Origin of the sequence: Legionella sp. W10-070, assembly GCF_900640175.1 — a bacterium.
In the GTDB taxonomy this organism is placed as follows: domain Bacteria; phylum Pseudomonadota; class Gammaproteobacteria; order Legionellales; family Legionellaceae; genus Tatlockia.
In genome coordinates, this window is the sequence record NZ_CAAAJC010000009.1 from 36642 (window position 1) to 55406 (window position 18765).

Sequence of the window (18765 nt, forward strand, 5' to 3'; positions counted from 1 at the left end):
AAAATACAGATCTTAACTTAGCTTATTATTTTTTCGGCTGTCTCTCACAACTTGATTAATATCCTCTTTGATCGATTCGATAGTAGGTAAAACAGAATGCTTTTCTTGAGAAGAATTAACATACAAAGAAATATGTTGTGTAATAGTTCGATATATTCTCTCTAAAACAGCATCACTACCTTTGAGATTAGGATTATCTTTCTCAATGTCTTCAAGATAACTAGAAATTTCTCTCAGCATTGTTGATAAATTTTTATCAACCAGTTTCAATGCCAGGTATGAAATCTCAACTATTTCCATAGCTATATCACCGATCCCTAATTCTTCCATTAACTGACTTCCCCCAGATGCATTACGAATATGACCGTCGATTTTGACGAAATCTGCATCAAGAATTTTTATATAGATAGTGTTGGTTTCAACTTCTTCTCTTAGAAAAATATTCCATGGCTTCATATCACCATGCGGGTATCCTCTTTTTTCCAGTTGTAATATTATTTCACGAAAGATAGACAATTTATTTTGAGAAGGAATGGCATTTAACCTATCCACATGTTGTGCTGCAGTAAGGTCATTTAATTGACATGTAAACCTTGTTGCCAGTGCTTCAACACGTGAAATATTTGGAGATTTTTTAAAAAAGAATATTTCTCCTTCTTTATAAACATTATGTAATTTTTCAATTTGAGACGTTTGTTGTTCTTCTTTCTTAATCAAAAATTTCAATCTTATCTTACCCGTTAGTTGATTTGATTCTTGGGAAGTAATGAAAGTTGTTTCCTTAGAAATCAAGTTCAAAAGATTATTTAGTGATTTCGTCTTTATTTCTAAAAAATCAAAATTTTTTCGATAAAAAACAAATGATTTAGATTCAGGGTTCACATACTTTTCTGTTCCTTTCTCAAGTTTTTTTACTTTTCCATTTTCTCCAGAAAAGGTCATTGTGATATGCTTACTGTTATAAGAAAAAACAACGGTCTTGTTAGTGTCTGTTTGTATTGATTCATCAATAAACTCAATATTTTCAGCTTTTTTATTTTCAAATAAATTTTGTAGGACTACATGGTGACCATCCGTTCTTAATTTGATCGCGATAATATGTTGATTGCTGTCATTGATTAAAAGATTTTTTTCTGCTAAAAACGTAAAGATTTGTTTCACAAAAGATTCAAAAAACTGACCACTAACATTGGAATTGAAAGATAAATGCATGAATTTCTCTCTTGTTTTAACGCTTCCTCTATTAATTATTACATATTATAGTCACTTGAGTTTTTATTAGTCGGTTTGAAACCTATAATCGACGACCTCTGTAAGCAATAAAGATTAATCAGTAATTTTTTTGATCCTATTTTCGAGATTCGCCCAGTATTTTTTATGGGATTTAGAGCCCCTGTGGATATCCACTTTCACAGGCGCTGGGTCTGGGCAGTAAAATGGCAGACAAAGCAACAGGAAACTGGCATCCCACCTTATTGATTAACTGACGTGTCTTAAATCTGTTGACTTCAAATTTACCCAAACCAGTTCAATAAAGCTTATCACTGTTAATAGTTTCTTAATTATTGATTACAAGTCGACTGAGACTGATATTTTTAATGTAGCTTTTCCTGGGCCTTGGCAATGGCTTTGCGGATCATGCGCGCCTCTTCGGATTGTTCCGGCGCCAGTTTAAGCAAGTGTTGCCAGTAATCAATCGCCGATGGGTAATCATGATTCATAAATGCATCCATTGCCAACATAGCCAGCGCTTCTGGTTCATCAGGATTTTTCTTTAATACGGTTTTAAACAGGTTTCTAACCTGGTCATTAAAGTGCTGCTGGTTAAGTTGCCAAAGACTTTGCGCATAATTAATCGTTGCAGACATATCCTCAGGATTTAATTCATAAGAGCGCTGAAAAGCATCACGGGCAGATGTCCATTGCCCCTGACTTGCATACAGCCTTCCTAACAAGTACCAGCCACGGGCACTTTCAGGTTCAGACTCCAGTCGCGCTTTGAGCCGCTCAATTAACTGAGCCGGATTTTTTATAGACTGCATAACAGCCTCTATTTTCTTTTGCTTCTCTTTTTGTTGACTGTAACGATACAAATCTTGCCACCCTCCCCAATGCCAGTAGGCTGCCGATGTACTAATCAGCAATAGAATGGGCAACAAACAAACTAATCTGTGTGATTTACGTAAAGGATATAATATTACAGGCAAAGCCAATAATATAAGCAGCAAAAAGCAAGACAATAACCACCATTTATTCATCAGAAGTTCGCTTTAAACAGGTACGCCAAAAAATCACTAACCCCGCCAGTAAAAAAAGAGCAGGCCCAAACCACAGTAAAGCCGTTAACGGCTTTACTGGTGGTTTAAATAAAATAAAATCACCATACCGATCAGTTAAATAGCCGATGATTTCGCTATCACTCTTCCCTTCCCTGACAAATTGATAAACCTGCTGACGCAAGTCTTTAGCGAGACTCGCGTTGGAGTCTGCCAAATCCTGATTCTGACATACCAGACAACGGAGTTCTTTCAATAAATGAGAAAATTGCGCCTCCTGCCTGGCCGTTTCAAAAGGATAGATTGTATTGGCCGCGAATACAGTAGGTAAAAATAATAATCCCAATAACAAGCCATAATATTGCAAATATTTCACGCTTCCTCCTGCAACTGCTTGATTCGGGGGATAAACTCACTATCCCATACCCTTTCATCAAGAATGCCTGCATGTCTGTAGCGGATGATGCCTTTTTTATCAATCAGGAATGTCTCCGGTGCTCCATAAACCCCCATGTCAATGGCCACCTTTCCTTCTTTATCTTCCCCAATAGCACGATAAGGATTACCCCACTCATCAAGCCAATGCCTGGCATTCTGCGGCTCATCTTTGTAATTTAAGCCATAAACAGGAACACCTTGCCTGGAAAGACGCATCAGAAACACCTGTTCTTCCATACAGGCTGGACACCAGCTGGCCCATACATTGAGCAAGGAAACCTGACCTTCCAATATTTGCGGGGTAAATAGCGTTTCTTTATCTAAAGTGGCTAACTGAAAATCCGGGAGCGATTTACCCAATTGTGCAGAGGGTAAGTTTTGCGGCTCAAGAGAGAGTCCACGCCAGAGAAAAATTGCTAACGCCCCAAAAACCAATAACGGCAGTAAGCGCCAAACACTCATGCTTGTACCTCATGGCCATTTACAGCAAGCTCCTGGCGCTTACGATAATAACGCCTGTCAGTCAAACTGAGTAAACCGCCCGCCAAAATCATAAACCCTCCACCCCATATCCAACGGACAAAGGGCTTATAATACAAACGAACTCCCCAAGCCTTGTCACCCAAAGGTTCCCCAAGAGCAATATAAATGTCTCTAAATGGATTAACATCAATAGCTGATTCGGTCATCGCCATCTGACCTACATCATAAAGCCGCTTTTCAGGAAAGATAAAGGCAACCTTATGATTATGGCTGATTTTAAATTGGGCTTGCGTGCCATGGTAGTTAGCACCTTGCAATGAGGATTCACTGATAAATTGAATATCATAATCAGCAAGTTTTATTTTATCACCCGGAGCCATTCTTACATCCTGCTGGATGCCGTAATTACTGGATATTACAATGCCAATAACCGTAGCAGCCAAACCGCAATGGGCAACAACCATTCCCCAAAAAGATTGCCCCAGATGCGTAAAACCACGTTGTTTACCACGAATAAAGAGTAGTTTTAGCGTACTTGATATTATCCACAAAGCAAGGGTTAACCCGATTAAAGCATAACCATTTACTGATTCAGTAAAAGTAAACAATAAGATAAACGGTAAAACGATGCTGAGAAAAACCACTTTCCCCAGCCGCAGGGTCAGCCTTTGCAAACTATCCCGTTGCCAGTTCAAATGGATTCCAATGCCCATTAGCACTAATAAAGGGATCATTAATGGCACAAAAACAGAGTTAAAATAAGGCGCGCCAACCGATAATTTGCCAAGCCCCAGCCCGTCAATCAGTAAAGGATATACCGTCCCCATTAACACGGTGAGCATAATTACCGCCAAAAGGACATTGTTTAACAACAGGGCGCTTTCGCGAGAAACCAGGGAAAGATTGTCGCGGCTTTGCAAAGTCTGGGCACGTAAAGCAAATAATACCAAAGACCCACCAATAACAACCAGCAAAAAGCCCAGAATATATAATCCACGCTGAGGATCAACCGCAAAGGCATGAACAGACGTCAACACACCTGAACGGACTAAAAAGGTTCCGATAAGGCTCAAAGAAAAAGCCGTGATCGCCAATAACAACGTCCATGCCTTGAATTGCTTGCGCTGCTCACTTACAGCCAGTGAATGTATTAATGCTGTCCCGACAAGCCAGGGCATAAAAGAGGCATTTTCAACGGGATCCCAAAACCACCATCCACCCCAACCAAGTTCACGATAAGCCCACCAGCTTCCCAGGGTAATCCCCGTAGTTAAGCAACACCATGCTGCCAGCGTCCAGGGTCTTGTCCATTTTGCCCATGAGGATTCTACCCGCCCAACCCAAAGGGCTGCAATTGCAAAGGAAAAAGCCACGGAAAACCCTACATAGCCCATATAAAGCATCGGAGGATGAAACAGGAACCCGGGATCCTGTAACAATGGATTTAAATCTCTGCCCTGAGTCTGTAGAAGTTGAAACTGTCGGCCAAAAGGATTGGATGTCGCCAATAAAAAAAGAATAAAACCTGCACTTAAAAAACCAAGCACGGCCAGTACTCGCGCACGCATCGCCTTATCCAGAGCTGAACTAAAGAAACTGATTGCAAGCATCCACAGGCTTAAAATAGCAACCCATAACAGCATTGAACCTTCATGGCCACCCCATACTGCACACAATTTGTAAAACCAGGGCAACGAAACACTGGAGTTTGTCAAAACATAAGTCACACTAAAATCATCACGCAAAAAACAAGCTGTAAGACAGCAATAAGCAAGTCCAACAAAGATAAACTGTCCGCAAGCATAAAGGGGAGCTGCCGCTGTCCAGTCCGCTTTATTTCGCCATACACCCAAACTGGGAATTAAAGCAAGCAATAAGGCAAAAACCAAAGCCAATACCAGAGAAAATAAACCAACTTCAGCTATCATGCGTACTTCTTTCCCCATTTTGATTGGACTTGGCCAAAGCATCCTTCACTTCTGGCGGCATATAATTCGCGTCATGCTTTGCTAAAACTTCGATGGCAGTAAAATGCTGGTTATCTGTAAGCTTTCCAAGCGCAACAATCCCCTGACCTTCACGAAATAAGTCAGGCAAAATCCCGCGATAATTGACAGTGACCTTTCCTTTAAAATCCGTCAATTCAAATTGTACGGACAAATCATCAGAAGCACGTACGATACTTCCCTTCACCACCATCCCTCCAAGACGAATTAACTGTTTTCCAGATGCCTCGCCATTCGCAATTTGGGCAGGGGTATAAAATAAACTGATATTTTGCCTTAAAGCATACAAGACAAGACCAGTAACCATTGCTAAAATCGAAACTACAAATAATATCAAGATTAACTTACGCTTACGGACAGGGTTCATCATTGCTGTCTCTTAAACCATTGTTGCAATTTTTTACGTGCCTGCGCCCGCTGAAATTTAATGCCGAGAATATTCATAACCAGAACAACACAAACCAAGCCATAAGCTGGCCATATGTAGATTGAATAGCCGCCCATGGCCCACCATTTTAAAAATTGATTCATATTCCTTCCTTTTCAATCAAGTCTCTTACCCATTGCTGCTTATAGTCTCGAAGTAATACCTCACAACGGGCCTTATGCAACATAACCCAAAGACAATAAAAAGAAAAACCGGCCAAGGTCAATAGTAATGGATATAACATAGGGGCAGCAATTTTAGGCTTGGCGAATACAGACAAAGTCGCTCCCTGGTGCAGCGTATTCCACCAATAAACGGAATAATGGATGATAGGCAGGTCAACCAATCCAACCAAGGTGAAAATAGCAGCAACCTTGTCACCCTGTTCTTTATGTTGGAAAGAACCTTTAATAGCCAGAATAGCCAAATAAAGAAACAATAAAATAAGTTCGGAGGTTAAGCGGGCATCCCATACCCACCAGGCACCCCACATTGGCTTACCCCAGATACTGCCTGTCACCAAGGCCAGAAAAGCCATGGAAGCACCTAACTGAGCAGCCATTCCAAGCATCAGACCGGCCATTTTGATACGCCATACCAACAGGAGAACCGCTAAAAATCCCATTCCACCGTATAAAGCCATAGATAAAAACGCACTGGGGACATGAATATAGAGAATGCGAAAAGCATCTCCCTGCTGATAGTCCGGCGGAGCAAAAATCAACCCCCAGAAAATACCGGCTATTAAAAAAACTAACGATAAAATACCTAACCAGGGAAGCCAGGACTTTGTTCGCTGGTAAAAGATTTTAGGCGAGGCCATTTGATATAAAAACTTCCACATAGGGAATAATTAAATCAGAAAAAACCACAATTTTACCATGCATTAATCCGTAAGGCTAATACGAATCACTGCTGCAGTGGCAAAAGGCAGAAATCCACAAGCTAAAATAGATAAGGCAGCCAATATTGCCAGATAGCCTTGCACTGGAAGACCCTGCATCGCCGCTGTCAACGTTCCACTGCCAAACACCATCACCGGTACCGTCAACGGCAATAAAATCAACGCCATTAAAACGCCTCGACCAGCACTGAAAGAAGCAGCAAGGCCACATAAAAACAGGATAGCCGGTGTTCCAGCAATAAGGCTTATGATCAAAATTATCGTTTCGTAAAACGTTAAATTAAATAATAAAGCAAGCAACGGACAAAAAAGAAGCATCGGCAAGAGGCCAAGCAGCCAATGAACCAGCAGTTTTGCACCAAGAATCAGGCTCAGGGGATAACCTGAAATTAGCCATTGCTCAAGCACACCATTCTCATAATCTTGCTGAAAAAATCCGGCAGAAGACAATAAGAGGGCTAATAATATGGCAATCCATACCAGTCCGGGGGCAATAGTGCGCATAATGGAAACATCAGGAGGCATGGTCAAGGGGAAAAAAACAGCAACCATTAAAAAAAACAGCGCAGAATATAACAATAAGCGCGGTTGACGTAGATGGATTAAAATTTCTCTCTGGATTTGTCTTTTAAAGAGCAAGGCAAAACCTATCATAAGTTATACTCCAGACAGTCTGCCTGCATCAGAGGCAATTTTTGGTGAGAAGTTATAATCACTTGCCCTCCTTGAGCAAGATGATCTTCAAGATGCCCCACAAGCACCTTGACTGCTTCTTTATCCAAAGCCACTAACGGCTCATCTAATAACCAAAGCCTGGCATTAGTCATTGCAATACGTAAAAGACCTACCCGCCGCCTTTGTCCTGCAGAAAGATGGCTACATAACTCATGGTCTAATCCTTGCAATCCAAACTCTTCAAGTAAGGAATCAAAAGCAACCTCTCGCCGTCCCCAATGCATATCGAAAAGACTGTTTTCCTTAACAGTTAATAGGGGATGGATTCCTGTCTTATGGCCCACATAGCAAATTTTCTGTTGATAAATAACCAGATTATTCCTGACAGGCTTCCCCTGATAACGGATCTCACCTTCCGAAGGATGCAAAAGTCCCGCTAATAACTTAAGCAGGGTTGTTTTACCTGCCCCGTTACCCCCACGCAAATGCAACAGCTGTCCTGCCCGCAGGGTAAAATTTATCTGCTCCAGTAGCGGTTTATCCTGGTAATCAAAACAAAGCGAACAGACCTCAAGCATAAAAAGACCGGCAGTTTAAAAAATAGGAGACTAACATAATTTACTTTTCTGGCAAGCAAGCATGTAATCAGGGCTGTGAATAGAAACCTATTTGCAACATGGCTCCAGATTGCTTCACTTCGTTCGCAATAACGGCATTTTAATGGAGCAAATCCTGAAACATTCAATGAAAGCACTTGCACCCTGAGACAGTCATTGTGATAATCACTTTTTTATTCTATCCAGAGTAAGGTGGATGATGGAGTTTCTATCAGAGTATGGTTTGTTTCTTTTAAAAACATTAACACTGGTCATTGCTTTATTGCTTGCAGTGGCAGGTATTGCAGTCTTGAGCCGAAAGCCAAAATCCAAACTGGAAATCACTTCGCTTAACAAACAGCACGAAGAGACAAAACACCAGATGTCTCAGCATATTAAAAATAAAAAACCTGAAAAAAAGAAAAAAGAGAATGAAGATAAGCCCTCCCTTTATGTGATTGATTTTCATGGCGATATCAAAGCAACAGAAGTAGAGCAACTTCGTGAGGCAGTGACTGCCATTCTCAGCATTGCTAATGACAAGGATGAGATAGTACTTCGCCTGGAGAGTCCAGGGGGCATGGTCAATAGTTATGGCTTGGCAGCCTCACAGTTACAACGGATTCGTGACCGTAAAATTCCTCTTACTGTTTGCATTGATAAAATTGCCGCCAGTGGGGGTTATCTAATGGCTTGCGTTGCCAATCGCATCGTTGCAGCTCCTTTTGCCATTCTTGGCTCTATTGGTGTTGTGGCTCAATTCCCTAATTTTCATCGTTGGTTGAAAAAAAATAATATTGACGTTGAGTTATTAACAGCCGGCGAATATAAACGTACTTTGACTCTCTTTGGCGAGAATACAGAAAAAGACCGCAAAAAATTCCAGGAAGATCTGGAAAAGGTACATCATGCTTTCAGAGCATATGTGCTTACCAATCGCCCGCAGGTCAACATTGAAGAGGTCGCTACTGGAGAACATTGGCTGGCAAAAGATGCTTTTGATTTGCGGCTCGTTGATAGCTTAAAAACCAGCGATGACTACCTCACTGAGAAAATGGCAACGTTTAACGCATTTAAAATTACTATTCATGGGAAAAAATCACTGGCAGAAAAGTTACTAAAACCTGCGATGAAACTGATTCATCCCTGGGCATAAAGGCTATCAAATTCCATGTTTATTTTTCCCATTTGCAATAACTTATTAACTATTGATTATACTAATAATAATTATGGTTATATACTTAATACAAGTGAACGAACAACTATGGAGTAACTATGAGCGATTTCAAATCAAAACTTCCTGATTTAAAAGAAATCACTTCAATTGCTGGTAAGCTTTTTAAAGATGTCAAACAAAGCGTATCTGAAATTATTGACGATTATAAAAAGAAACGTGAGGAAACCGCTCAAGACGATGTCGTTTCTTCAGCCCCTAAGACAAAATCCAGGGAAGAGCCTGCAGCCTCTCAGGAAAAAAGTGCCCCTGCCCCAGAACAAGAGGCAGTAATTACGTCAGCCAGTCATGAAACAACGCCTGCAGCAGGTGAAGAAGAAGTGGCAACTGTAGCAGCAGCCAAGCCTAAAGTAAGCAAGCCAGCTGCGGTAAAAACAGCAGAACCCGAAACAAAAGAATCAAAGGAATAATACCCACACTATTATCAGGTTTCACGTTATGAATACGGAATCCTATCCCTGCGGCCATTGACCGCGGGGTTCATAAAAATGCCTGAAGAACATACTTGACGCAGTCAAACTATAGTAACTCGAGTTGTAACCGTTCACAGAATATGTAAATTTTTCTGTTTATAAACCTATTTATTTGAGTTGTCTTTCCCGCGAAGGCGGGAATATATCCATAAAGTTAGCACATAGGTTGATTTTTAGATAGATTCCCGCCTTCGCGGGAAAGACAGAGGACTTAATATTCCTTAATTACATACCCCGTGAACAATTACCTCGAGGGTCTGTGGTGCCCTAAGCGCGCTCCGGGCGCGTCAGGCCATATTTACGCATTTTTTCCACCAGGGTAGTACGCCTCATATTAAGATAACTGGCTGCATGAGCAACTACCCAATCAGCTTCATTCAAAGCCTGACTAATTAATGCAAGCTCTGTTTTTACCAGATGTTCTTTCAGATCAATACCATCACTAGCGATAGAATCAGGACTTATCATCTCTAATAAAGTCTCTCGTTCGCTGCTGGCAATTTCCTGATTTGAAATTTTAGCACCCAGCTTAAACCTCCTTGGCAAGTCATCAACATCAATAATGCCATTAGGAAACAAAATAGACAGACGCTCGACTAAATTTGCAAGCTCCCGAACATTTCCAGGCCAATGGTAACGTCCCAAGACATCAAGCGCTGCCGGCATAAGACGAATGCCCGGTCTGTTCTCACCTTCAATTCGTGAAACCAGTTCATTTAATAGCAACGACAGATCTTCTCGCCTGTTTCTTAAAGGCGGCATTTCAATTGGGAATACATTCAAGCGATAGAAAAGGTCTTCACGAAACTTGCCTTCTCTGATTGCTTGTTCAAGATTGCGATGAGTGGCAGCAATAATCCTGACATTTACCTCAATGCTTTTATTACTGCCAACCCGTTCAAAACATCGTTCTTGTAATACACGCAATAATTTAACTTGCATAGCCAAGGGCATATCGCCTATCTCATCAAGAAATAAAGTCCCCCCATTCGCCAATTCAAACCGGCCCTGGCGAGAAGTAATTGCTCCCGTAAAAGCCCCTTTTTCATGGCCAAACAATTCGCTCTCTAATAGTTCCGCAGGAATAGCACCACAGTTAATCGGTATGAACGGCTTATTATACCGTGAAGAAAACGCATGAATATTTCTCGCCACGACTTCCTTGCCCGTTCCAGATTCACCGAATACGAGCACGCTGGCATCGGTATCAGCAACTTGTGCTATTAATCGACGTATCTGACGAATTGACTCACTGCTCCCCACCAGACTGCGAAATAAGGAGGGGTTTCGTTTTTTATTACTTTCCTCAGCAAGGGCGGTTTCATTGGCAATTTGACACTTATGAAGTGCTTCAAGCATTTGCGCATAAGTAAAGGGAAAACAGAGGTTAGCCAGCGCATTTTTTTTTGAATAATGACTCTCTGGTAAAGTAGAGTCAATCAGGATAACAGGAAGTTGCGGTGCCAGTGATTGAAGCTCGTCCATGAACTCCAGATCTTCAGAGGACTCTCTTGCACCCATCATGATTAGCTGGGTGTTTTCGTAAGAGGCCTTTCGCCAATTATTGTAATTAGCAAATAAACAGGACTCACCTACAAAACTCAAAATGGTATTGAGCTTATGACAACGTACTTCGTTATCATCAATAATGAAGACTGTTTCATTGTTGCTCATAACCCTATCCCTATGTCCATCTTATCTATTGTTGAGTATTGGATGCCAATCAATCTTATGTCAAATAAATGACGATTTTTTTTATTAGTGTCATAAATCATTACACAAAAAATTCCTATCGATAACAGTTAATATAAGCAAAGGCATTACATAATGTTCCGAAGCATAATTTCTGATTACCGATTGCCTTGGTGGCAGCAATATTCTTTTCTATGGCAAATTTACGGCTGTCCAAATAACCCATCCGGCGGCAAAAAGAATGAGCCGCTTTACGGCCACACCCGCGATGACCATCATAGCACCAATCGATACGGTAATTATCAAAACGGGGATAAACAAAACGTCTTAAACGATAATGATAAGTTCTGGGAGGCTTATGAGACATATTTGCTACACAACGGATCACCTTAAAGCCATTACAACGCCACCCTTTGCATCGCGCATCACAAAAAAGATAATTGGTTAACCCGACATTATGATCAATTATCTGCTGATCAGCATAAGCATAGCCCATCAGTTTACAATAATTTGTTGCTACTGCAGAACCACACTTCCCATCCAAAGTACAATAATTTAAACGCTCACCATGATATTTAGGCTGCAAAAAACTTCTATAAAAATTATCCTTTTGCGCCCCAAAGCCTGAATTAATTGCTGATAGGGCTAACATGCAAATCACAAGCAATTTTGAAAAAAAAGTCATTCATACAATCCGTTAGCAGCTTTATGACATGTTAGCCTATGGCTGACAGCAAAAAAAGAGGTAATACTTCGCTTGAATGATTTTTTTTGGAACAAAAAAAATCATTACTTTGTTATATGATTAGGATATAATCAAAATGGTTGTAATTCGTTAATTTTATTGATATGAAAATTTTATTTCTGAATTTAGCTGATCCAGGTATCCTCGGAGAAAAAGCGGTTAAGTCACTGGAAAAAAAACATCGCCATTCTTTTTGGGGGAAAAAGAAAATTACCTTTTTAAACCTGATGGCTGTCGCAGCAACTTATGCTGATACCAATACACTGGAGCTTGATGAGAGAACGCAAAAAAAACTTCAATGTTGGTTTAATCATCGCAAACAAGACGATAAAATAATCATCGCCGCCCATGGTGCAATTGACGATACAGAGTATTGTTATGCACAACTTGATTCAGAAGAAATCTTCAAGACAAAGAGATTACTTCATTATTCTCAACTGGCAGGCTTTGTTCATTTACTAATTACACATAAAAATAACGCTATTCCATTTAACATAACATTATCCATATGTTATGGCGCAAGGAGCGAAACTTATGAAAAAAATCATATCACTGATATAAATGAGCTCGACATACAAAGTAGCTTTGCAGCCAAACTATATGCATCTCTCCTCCCCTTCCATACTATCCGCATGAAGGCCACCACCGGCTCAGTAGAATTTAACGAAAAGACAGGCTCTTTATTAACAGAACATGAAGAGGCGATTATAGCTCAGAAAAGCTATGATAACTTACTCCAAATCTTCAGAAATTTCGAAAAGGAAACCGTTAATCCTCTGGTAAACAAATTAATTGAGGAGAACGGAAAGGAAGCCTGGTTTAAGTTTCTGCAGCAGGATCAATCGCACAATACAAGCCCTTTAGCTAATGCCATGCGCGAATTTAACCAGATGGAAGAAAGCCTCAGACAATTGAGAATTAAAAAACTTGGAAAAAGCAAAAATTATGGAAAGATCGTTTTTACCTATGATATACCAAGTGAGACTGTCATTATCCTATTACAACATCAAGGTCAAGAAAGAAAACTCAAACAGATCCCACGGTCTGAATTCCTCTCTCCCTACGAATACGATGAGGGTGAGGGTGCACTAAAGCTTGATTTATGCATGCAGTAAATCACATTCAGCTTGCTTTAGGTTCTGTGCACTTATCTACTAATCTTGGCCAGAAAGCCTTTATTTTCTGCGCTCCGATGCTCACATACTTCTATGTATGCTCCGCTTAGGTGCTCGCCAATCAAGGCTTTTTGACCCAAGCTAGCGATAAGTGCACAGAACCTAGGGATTTCTTTTGAAATTTTTATGGATTAAAATTAAATCTAATTGTGTATTTACGGTATAAAATGATAAAATAGTTGTCTTTTGATGTTTAAATGACAATTTGAGATATAAAGATGCCAGTTATAGAAGTAGGTATTATAGGAGCGGGGCCCGCTGGTTTAGCAGCAACCGCCTCTCTTTTCGAGGAAGCTAAAAACACATCCTCAATAGAACTTAGAATCCATCTTATTGAGAAAAGAACCGAGTTTACGCGCCGACAAAAATTAATCATTCCCAGAGAAAAAGATCTTCCCGCAAAAGAACTAAGATGGGATACCTACTGCAAACAGCTCTTCGACCCACTCAATCAACTGCAAATTAATGATGCGGGAGATCTGATAGATGCCCAAAATAAACCTCTATCTAATTTAAATAAACGACAAAAATTCCTGCGTAAACTTATGAGACAAAAAGATGAATTTAATGAACCTAAAAACTTCTCCATTCGAACACTCCAGGAAGCACTTAAAGAACACATTGATAATCAGGAAACAAGCAATGTCAAATTCCATTGGTATCCAGGAACAACCGTAGATTCAATAGATCTGAAAAATAGAATGTTGCATCTGGATAAAGACAATACTACCATCACGTTTGATTATTTGCTGGTATGTGAAGGAGAGAGGCGTCATCTGACTCAACACATTAATGATGCGATTAAAACGGAATTTTCTCCACAAATAAAGCCTTTCTCTTTTAAAAAAATGGGCACGCCCACTTACCATATGGCTGCCCGGCTAACATTAAAAGATCTGGAAAAAGAGAAGGACTATCAAGAATTCCTGGCAAAGAATAGAAGAAAAATTGAATTTCAAGTGAAAAATTTAAGCCCACTTGGCTGGGATCCACGTGAAGGAAAACCAGATAATGCTATCTTTGACGATAATCTGTATAAAGAGAATCGATATGCTGGACCTAAGTGGAAACCTCGATTATTCATTGCAACCCCTGTTCCAGAATCGCTTCATGAAACCCAAAATCCCTCTATCAAAAGAAAAAAAGTACTTGAATGGGCAAGCTTTTTTGCATCGTTTAGAATGCAAGTGCCTCCTGAGAATTTTGTGATCGATGGGAAGGGAGAAAATGAAACACAATCCAATGTAGGCACCTTTCTTTCTGACATCCACTATGCCGATAATCCTGTAAGAAAATTACCTGATAATAGCTACATTATTCTTCTGGGAGATTGCGCTATGTCTCCTTATTACCCAGTCGGCATTTCATCGGCTTTTGCCATGAGTGAAGCTCGAATTGCTGCATCTTGTATTATCCAATTTCATCAGCAGGAAGAGCAATTCGAGCATTTAATTACCCAATATCATCGCTATCAACAAATTATTGCCGATTATACTGGCTATCGAAATGAAGAAATTGAAATGATTGTCAGACATATTGAAAACCTGCAAGAGACTCTGCAGGAAGAGGCAAAAACACTTCCAGTTTCTAATCGAGAAGAACTCCAGTTTGCAATGAAACAGCAAAACGTTATCAATCTTTTAAATAAGCTTTGTTATAAATTAAATCGTAGCAGCAATCATAGTAATGCTACCTCCGTCCTAAAGGGATGCCTCGAGCAATTGTTGATAACCGAGGAAACCTATTTTGATGCTATCGAAATTCAACCTGTTAGAGAACTCTTTGATAACATGCAAAATGGTCAATTGCTTAAAGAGCTTATTCAACAACAAAATTCAACAACAATTAAACCATAGGATCATAGTTTTTGAAATTTAATAATTTAGAGCCGGCTTTCATTTGGTTTTTTGAAGTGAACCTCTATTACGCCATTAAATTAATTTATATCAAACTTTGGCCTGCATGAAGGGGCGATTAAAACTGCGGTTGGGGTTAATTAATGGTAGCCTGGGGCGCCAACTATCCGGGAGCGCAGTTTGATAATAAACTCATACACCCTGGATTTCGCTGGCGCTCCATCCATACTACCACTTTTAAGGAAAATCCGCAGTTAATCGCACCCCCTGAATGAAGCAATTGGCAGAGCCTAGTAGTGCAAAACCACTTTGTTCTCCCCAAGTAAATCAGCTAATGCCGTAATAAACTCATCAGTTGGCGATACCCGCCATTCTAATCCCAGATTCAGGATGGCCATCGCTTGCGCATTAGCATAATGCACTTGTACTATACATCTGCCTTGATTAGCTTTTAAGATTGCTTGCAGACTGGGTATCAAATGTCCCTCTTCAGCTGTCAGCCTCAAAACGAGACATTTTGCAAGTTGCGAGCGAGCTTCATCGATCGTCAATAACTGACTGGCAGTCATCTTAACACCTCCGCTGTACTCATCAGCTGCTATGTCCCCTTCTACAACCAGCATTTCTCCCGATTGAATCATCGTTTGCTGCATCTCATAAATTTCAGAAAAAACAACCACATCCAACCTGGAACCAGCATCTTCCAAACCAATGATAGTTAATTTTTTTCCTCTCTTAGTCATTACCCGCCTAATTGAAGTCACTAAACCACAGATAATTGCCTTTTTCATGGAAGCTGGATTAAGTGTTGCTATCGGGGTGATGAATTCCTTAAATTCCTGGCAGTATTGTCTTGCCGGATGTCCTGTTAAATAAAGTCCCAGCGTCTCTTTTTCGCCATTTAAACGCATTATTTCAGACCAGGGCTTACATTCAATATAATCTTCCTGCGTTAAACCTTCTTCCAATAAAGAAAATAAATCCGTTTGTCCGCTGTTTTGATTCTGATGCGTCTTATCAGCCACTTTCAATGCTTTCTCTAATGACGCGAATAAAACTGCCCTCTCGATACCCCAACCATCCATTGAACCACTTTTAATAAGTGCCTCCAGCACCCGACGGTTTACTTTACGCAGATCCATGCGCTGACAAAAACCAAACAGCCCTGAAAACTCGCCTTCTTTTGCCCGTTCTTCAGTAATGCAATTAATAGCTGTTTCCCCTACTCCCTTGATTGCTCCAAGGCCGTAGAGGATAGTTTGCTCATCCCTGACCGTAAATTGATAATAAGAATGATTAATTGCTGGCGGCAAAACCTGCAGTTTCATCTGTAAACATTCATCTATAAAAGTAACCACCTTGTCTGTATTATCCATGTCAGATGACATTACAGCAGCCATAAAGGCCGCCGGGTAATGGGCTTTTAGCCAGGCCGTCTGATAAGCGACTAATGCATAAGCCGCTGAGTGTGATTTATTGAATCCATAACCGGCAAATTTTTCCATCAAATCAAAAATATGGGTAGCAACCTGCTCATCAACCCCTCGTGCAGTGGCTCCTTCAGTAAAAATGGCACGCTGCTTGGCCATTTCTTCCGGTTTCTTCTTACCCATAGCACGACGTAAGAGATCAGCTGCCCCCAAAGTATAGTTTGCCAGAACCTGAGCAATCTGCATGACCTGCTCCTGGTAAAGGATCACCCCATAGGTCGGTTTTAATATAGGCTCTAAATCAGGATGCGGATACTCAACCTTTGAACGGCCATGCTTGCGATCAATAAAATCATCCACCATTCCTGACTGCAAAGGCCCTGGTCTGAATAGAGCAACCAACGCAATAATATCCTCAAAACAGTCAGGCTGAAGTCTATGAATCAGCTCCTTCATCCCTCGCGATTCCAACTGAAACACTGCTGTCGTCTGGCAAGCCTGTAACAATTCAAAGGTTTTTTTATCATCCGTTGGAATTAAGGAAATATCGACAGGCAGCTCGCCTCTGTTAAGTCGCTCTTTGTTGATAATGGCTAATGCCCAATCAATGATTGTCAGCGTTCTTAATCCCAGGAAGTCAAATTTGACCAATCCTGCTGCTTCAACATCATCTTTATCAAATTGACTGACTAACTGTGTCGAGCCTTGTTCACAGTAGATGGCAGTAAAATCAGTCAACTTTGATGGCGCAATAACGACGCCTCCGGCATGTTTTCCCGCATTTCGGGTGATCCCTTCCAGCTTTAAAGCTAAATCAATTAATTCTTTAACATCCTCTTCATCTTCATAGCGTCGTTTTAATTCCTCTTCCTCTGCAAGTGCCTTGTTTAAGGTCATGCCAATTTCAAAAGGAATCAACTTGGCTATTTTATCTACAAAACCATAAGGATGACCCAGCACTCGCCCTACGTCACGTACCACAGCCTTGGCAGCCATTGTTCCAAAGGTGATAATCTGGGAAACGCTCTGACGACCATATTTCTCGGCAACATACTCAATGACGCGATCCCGGCCTTCCATGCAAAAATCAATATCGAAATCAGGCATTGAAACCCTTTCCGGGTTTAAGAAGCGCTCAAACAGCAACTCGTATTGCAAGGGATCCAGATCGGTAATTTTTAATGCATAGGCAACCAGTGAGCCAGCCCCAGAACCCCTTCCAGGGCCTACAGGTACCCCATTTTTCTTAGCCCACTGAATAAAATCGGCAACAATCAGAAAATAGCCTGGAAATCCCATGCTATTGATTACATCAAGCTCAATTTGCAACCGCTTATCATAGTTTATACGTAAAGTTTCGATCTTTTCGGGGGGATGAGCGTGAAAAATTTGCTTTAATCGTTCTTCCAAACCTTCTTTTGAAAGTTGTGACAAATAGCCTTCTACCGTATAACCATCGGGAATTGGGAAATTCGGCAGATAATTATTACCTAAATCAAGCTTTACTGTACATCGTTTAGCAATTTCAGCCGTATTTTCTATTGCTTGAGGTAAATCTTTAAATAAGGCCACCATTTCTTCGGAAGAACGCAAGTACTGTTGGGTGCTATAAAGTTGGTTTCGACGCGGATCTGCCAAAGTATACCCTTCATGAATACAGACCCGCGCTTCATGGGCTTCATAATCATCCGGGTGTAAAAACCGCACATCATTGGTAGCAACTAAAGGTAAATTGAGCTCTTCAGCCAAACGAACAACCCGCTCATTATATTCAGTTTCATCAACTCGCCCGGTTCTTTGGATCTCCAGGTAAAATCGCTCAGGAAAAATAGCCATCAATGATCGCGCAAGTCCATAAGCAGTGGATTCATCTTCAGCCAGTAAAGCTTTCCCTATAGAGCCGGAGCGCCCCCCTGATAAAGCAATCAACCCTTCAGCATACTCGGCAATCCATTGGTGTTGTACTCTGGGCTGCCCCTGATATTGCCCTTCCTGGTAAGCTTTTGAAATTAAGCAAGTTAAATTGCGATAGCCTGTTTCATTTTGGCATAAAAGCACAAGTGATGTCGTTTGCTCTGGATTTTCTGGCGCGTGACAAGGCAAATCGGCGCCAAGAATGGGTTTTATGCCCATCTCAAGAGCTGCCTTGAATACCTTGACAGCCGCAAAAAGATTGCAATGGTCAGTAACGGCTATGGTATTCATACCCTTGTCGGCAAGTACTTTCATCAAGGGTTTTATGCGCACCAAGCCATCGACCATTGAAAACTCGGTGTGGACACGCAAATGAACAAAACGTGATTTCATAATGATTAAACTCTTCCAACGATGACAGAACTCTACAGAAGTCAGCTA

Annotated in this window: 17 protein-coding genes; 4 read left to right on the forward strand and 13 right to left on the reverse strand. The window is 40.8% G+C overall.

The window, feature by feature from the left end; all coding sequences use genetic code 11:
* Nucleotides 1-12: 12 nt before the first annotated feature.
* From E1O65_RS05215 to ccmA, 10 genes are all read right to left on the reverse strand, one after another.
* The gene (locus E1O65_RS05215; RefSeq protein ID WP_133132541.1) at nt 13-1212 is read right to left on the reverse strand and encodes a hypothetical protein; all 1200 of its coding nucleotides are present in this window, start codon (nt 1210-1212) and stop codon (nt 13-15) included.
* 383 nt (nt 1213-1595) lie between these two features.
* Nucleotides 1596-2258, reverse strand: a complete 663-nt coding sequence (locus E1O65_RS05220; RefSeq protein ID WP_133132542.1) for a tetratricopeptide repeat protein — start codon at nt 2256-2258, stop codon at nt 1596-1598.
* The gene (locus E1O65_RS05225; RefSeq protein WP_242601540.1) at nt 2251-2643 is read right to left on the reverse strand and encodes a cytochrome c-type biogenesis protein; all 393 of its coding nucleotides are present in this window, start codon (nt 2641-2643) and stop codon (nt 2251-2253) included. Before E1O65_RS05225 ends, E1O65_RS05220 begins: the two co-directional genes overlap by 8 nt.
* A gap of 5 nt (nt 2644-2648) precedes the next feature.
* On the reverse strand, nt 2649-3176 hold the full coding sequence (locus E1O65_RS05230; RefSeq protein ID WP_133132544.1) for a DsbE family thiol:disulfide interchange protein: 528 nt from the start codon (nt 3174-3176) through the stop codon (nt 2649-2651).
* Complete coding sequence (locus tag E1O65_RS05235) at nt 3173-5125, reverse strand: heme lyase CcmF/NrfE family subunit (protein WP_133132545.1); 1953 nt, start codon at nt 5123-5125, stop codon at nt 3173-3175. The genes E1O65_RS05230 and E1O65_RS05235 overlap by 4 nt, the downstream gene beginning before the upstream one ends.
* Nucleotides 5115-5570, reverse strand: a complete 456-nt coding sequence (gene ccmE / locus E1O65_RS05240) for a cytochrome c maturation protein CcmE (protein ID WP_133132610.1) — start codon at nt 5568-5570, stop codon at nt 5115-5117. Before ccmE ends, E1O65_RS05235 begins: the two co-directional genes overlap by 11 nt.
* Complete coding sequence (gene ccmD, locus E1O65_RS05245) at nt 5570-5734, reverse strand: heme exporter protein CcmD (protein ID WP_165474908.1); 165 nt, start codon at nt 5732-5734, stop codon at nt 5570-5572. Before ccmD ends, ccmE begins: the two co-directional genes overlap by 1 nt.
* The gene (gene ccmC / locus E1O65_RS05250) at nt 5731-6474 is read right to left on the reverse strand and encodes a heme ABC transporter permease CcmC (RefSeq protein ID WP_133132546.1); all 744 of its coding nucleotides are present in this window, start codon (nt 6472-6474) and stop codon (nt 5731-5733) included. The genes ccmD and ccmC overlap by 4 nt, the downstream gene beginning before the upstream one ends.
* 42 nt (nt 6475-6516) lie before the next feature.
* Entirely contained in the window at nt 6517-7188 is a 672-nt protein-coding gene (gene ccmB, locus E1O65_RS05255; RefSeq protein WP_133132547.1) for a heme exporter protein CcmB, read from the reverse strand.
* Complete coding sequence (gene ccmA, locus E1O65_RS05260; RefSeq protein WP_133132548.1) at nt 7185-7787, reverse strand: cytochrome c biogenesis heme-transporting ATPase CcmA; 603 nt, start codon at nt 7785-7787, stop codon at nt 7185-7187. Before ccmA ends, ccmB begins: the two co-directional genes overlap by 4 nt.
* Nucleotides 7788-8025: 238 nt before the next feature.
* Here ccmA and sohB point away from each other — a divergent pair, with 238 nt between their 5' ends.
* The gene (gene sohB, locus E1O65_RS05265; RefSeq protein ID WP_133132612.1) at nt 8026-8961 is read left to right on the forward strand and encodes a protease SohB; all 936 of its coding nucleotides are present in this window, start codon (nt 8026-8028) and stop codon (nt 8959-8961) included.
* Between the two features lie 119 nt (nt 8962-9080).
* Nucleotides 9081-9449: a hypothetical protein gene (locus E1O65_RS05270; protein ID WP_133132549.1), complete on the forward strand. Its 369-nt coding sequence runs from the start codon at nt 9081-9083 to the stop codon at nt 9447-9449.
* A 330-nt stretch (nt 9450-9779) separates the two neighbouring features.
* Here E1O65_RS05270 and E1O65_RS05275 read toward each other — a convergent pair whose 3' ends face one another.
* Nucleotides 9780-11186 (reverse strand): sigma-54 dependent transcriptional regulator, encoded by a 1407-nt coding sequence (locus tag E1O65_RS05275; protein ID WP_133132550.1) that lies wholly within the window; start codon nt 11184-11186, stop codon nt 9780-9782.
* A 115-nt stretch (nt 11187-11301) separates the two neighbouring features.
* Nucleotides 11302-11889 (reverse strand): hypothetical protein, encoded by a 588-nt coding sequence (locus E1O65_RS05280; RefSeq protein ID WP_133132551.1) that lies wholly within the window; start codon nt 11887-11889, stop codon nt 11302-11304.
* A gap of 164 nt (nt 11890-12053) precedes the next feature.
* On the opposite strand from E1O65_RS05280, the gene E1O65_RS05285 reads away from it, so the two are divergent.
* Both E1O65_RS05285 and E1O65_RS05290 read left to right on the forward strand, forming a co-directional pair.
* Nucleotides 12054-13064: a hypothetical protein gene (locus E1O65_RS05285; RefSeq protein WP_133132552.1), complete on the forward strand. Its 1011-nt coding sequence runs from the start codon at nt 12054-12056 to the stop codon at nt 13062-13064.
* A gap of 278 nt (nt 13065-13342) precedes the next feature.
* Nucleotides 13343-14980, forward strand: a complete 1638-nt coding sequence (locus E1O65_RS05290; protein WP_133132553.1) for a hypothetical protein — start codon at nt 13343-13345, stop codon at nt 14978-14980.
* A 290-nt stretch (nt 14981-15270) separates the two neighbouring features.
* Here the strand turns inward: E1O65_RS05290 and dnaE are convergent, their stop codons facing one another.
* Nucleotides 15271-18717 carry a DNA polymerase III subunit alpha gene (dnaE, locus tag E1O65_RS05295; RefSeq protein WP_133132554.1) on the reverse strand — a complete coding sequence of 1149 codons (3447 nt, stop codon included), beginning with the start codon at nt 18715-18717 and terminating at the stop codon, nt 15271-15273.
* Nucleotides 18718-18765 lie beyond the last annotated feature (48 nt).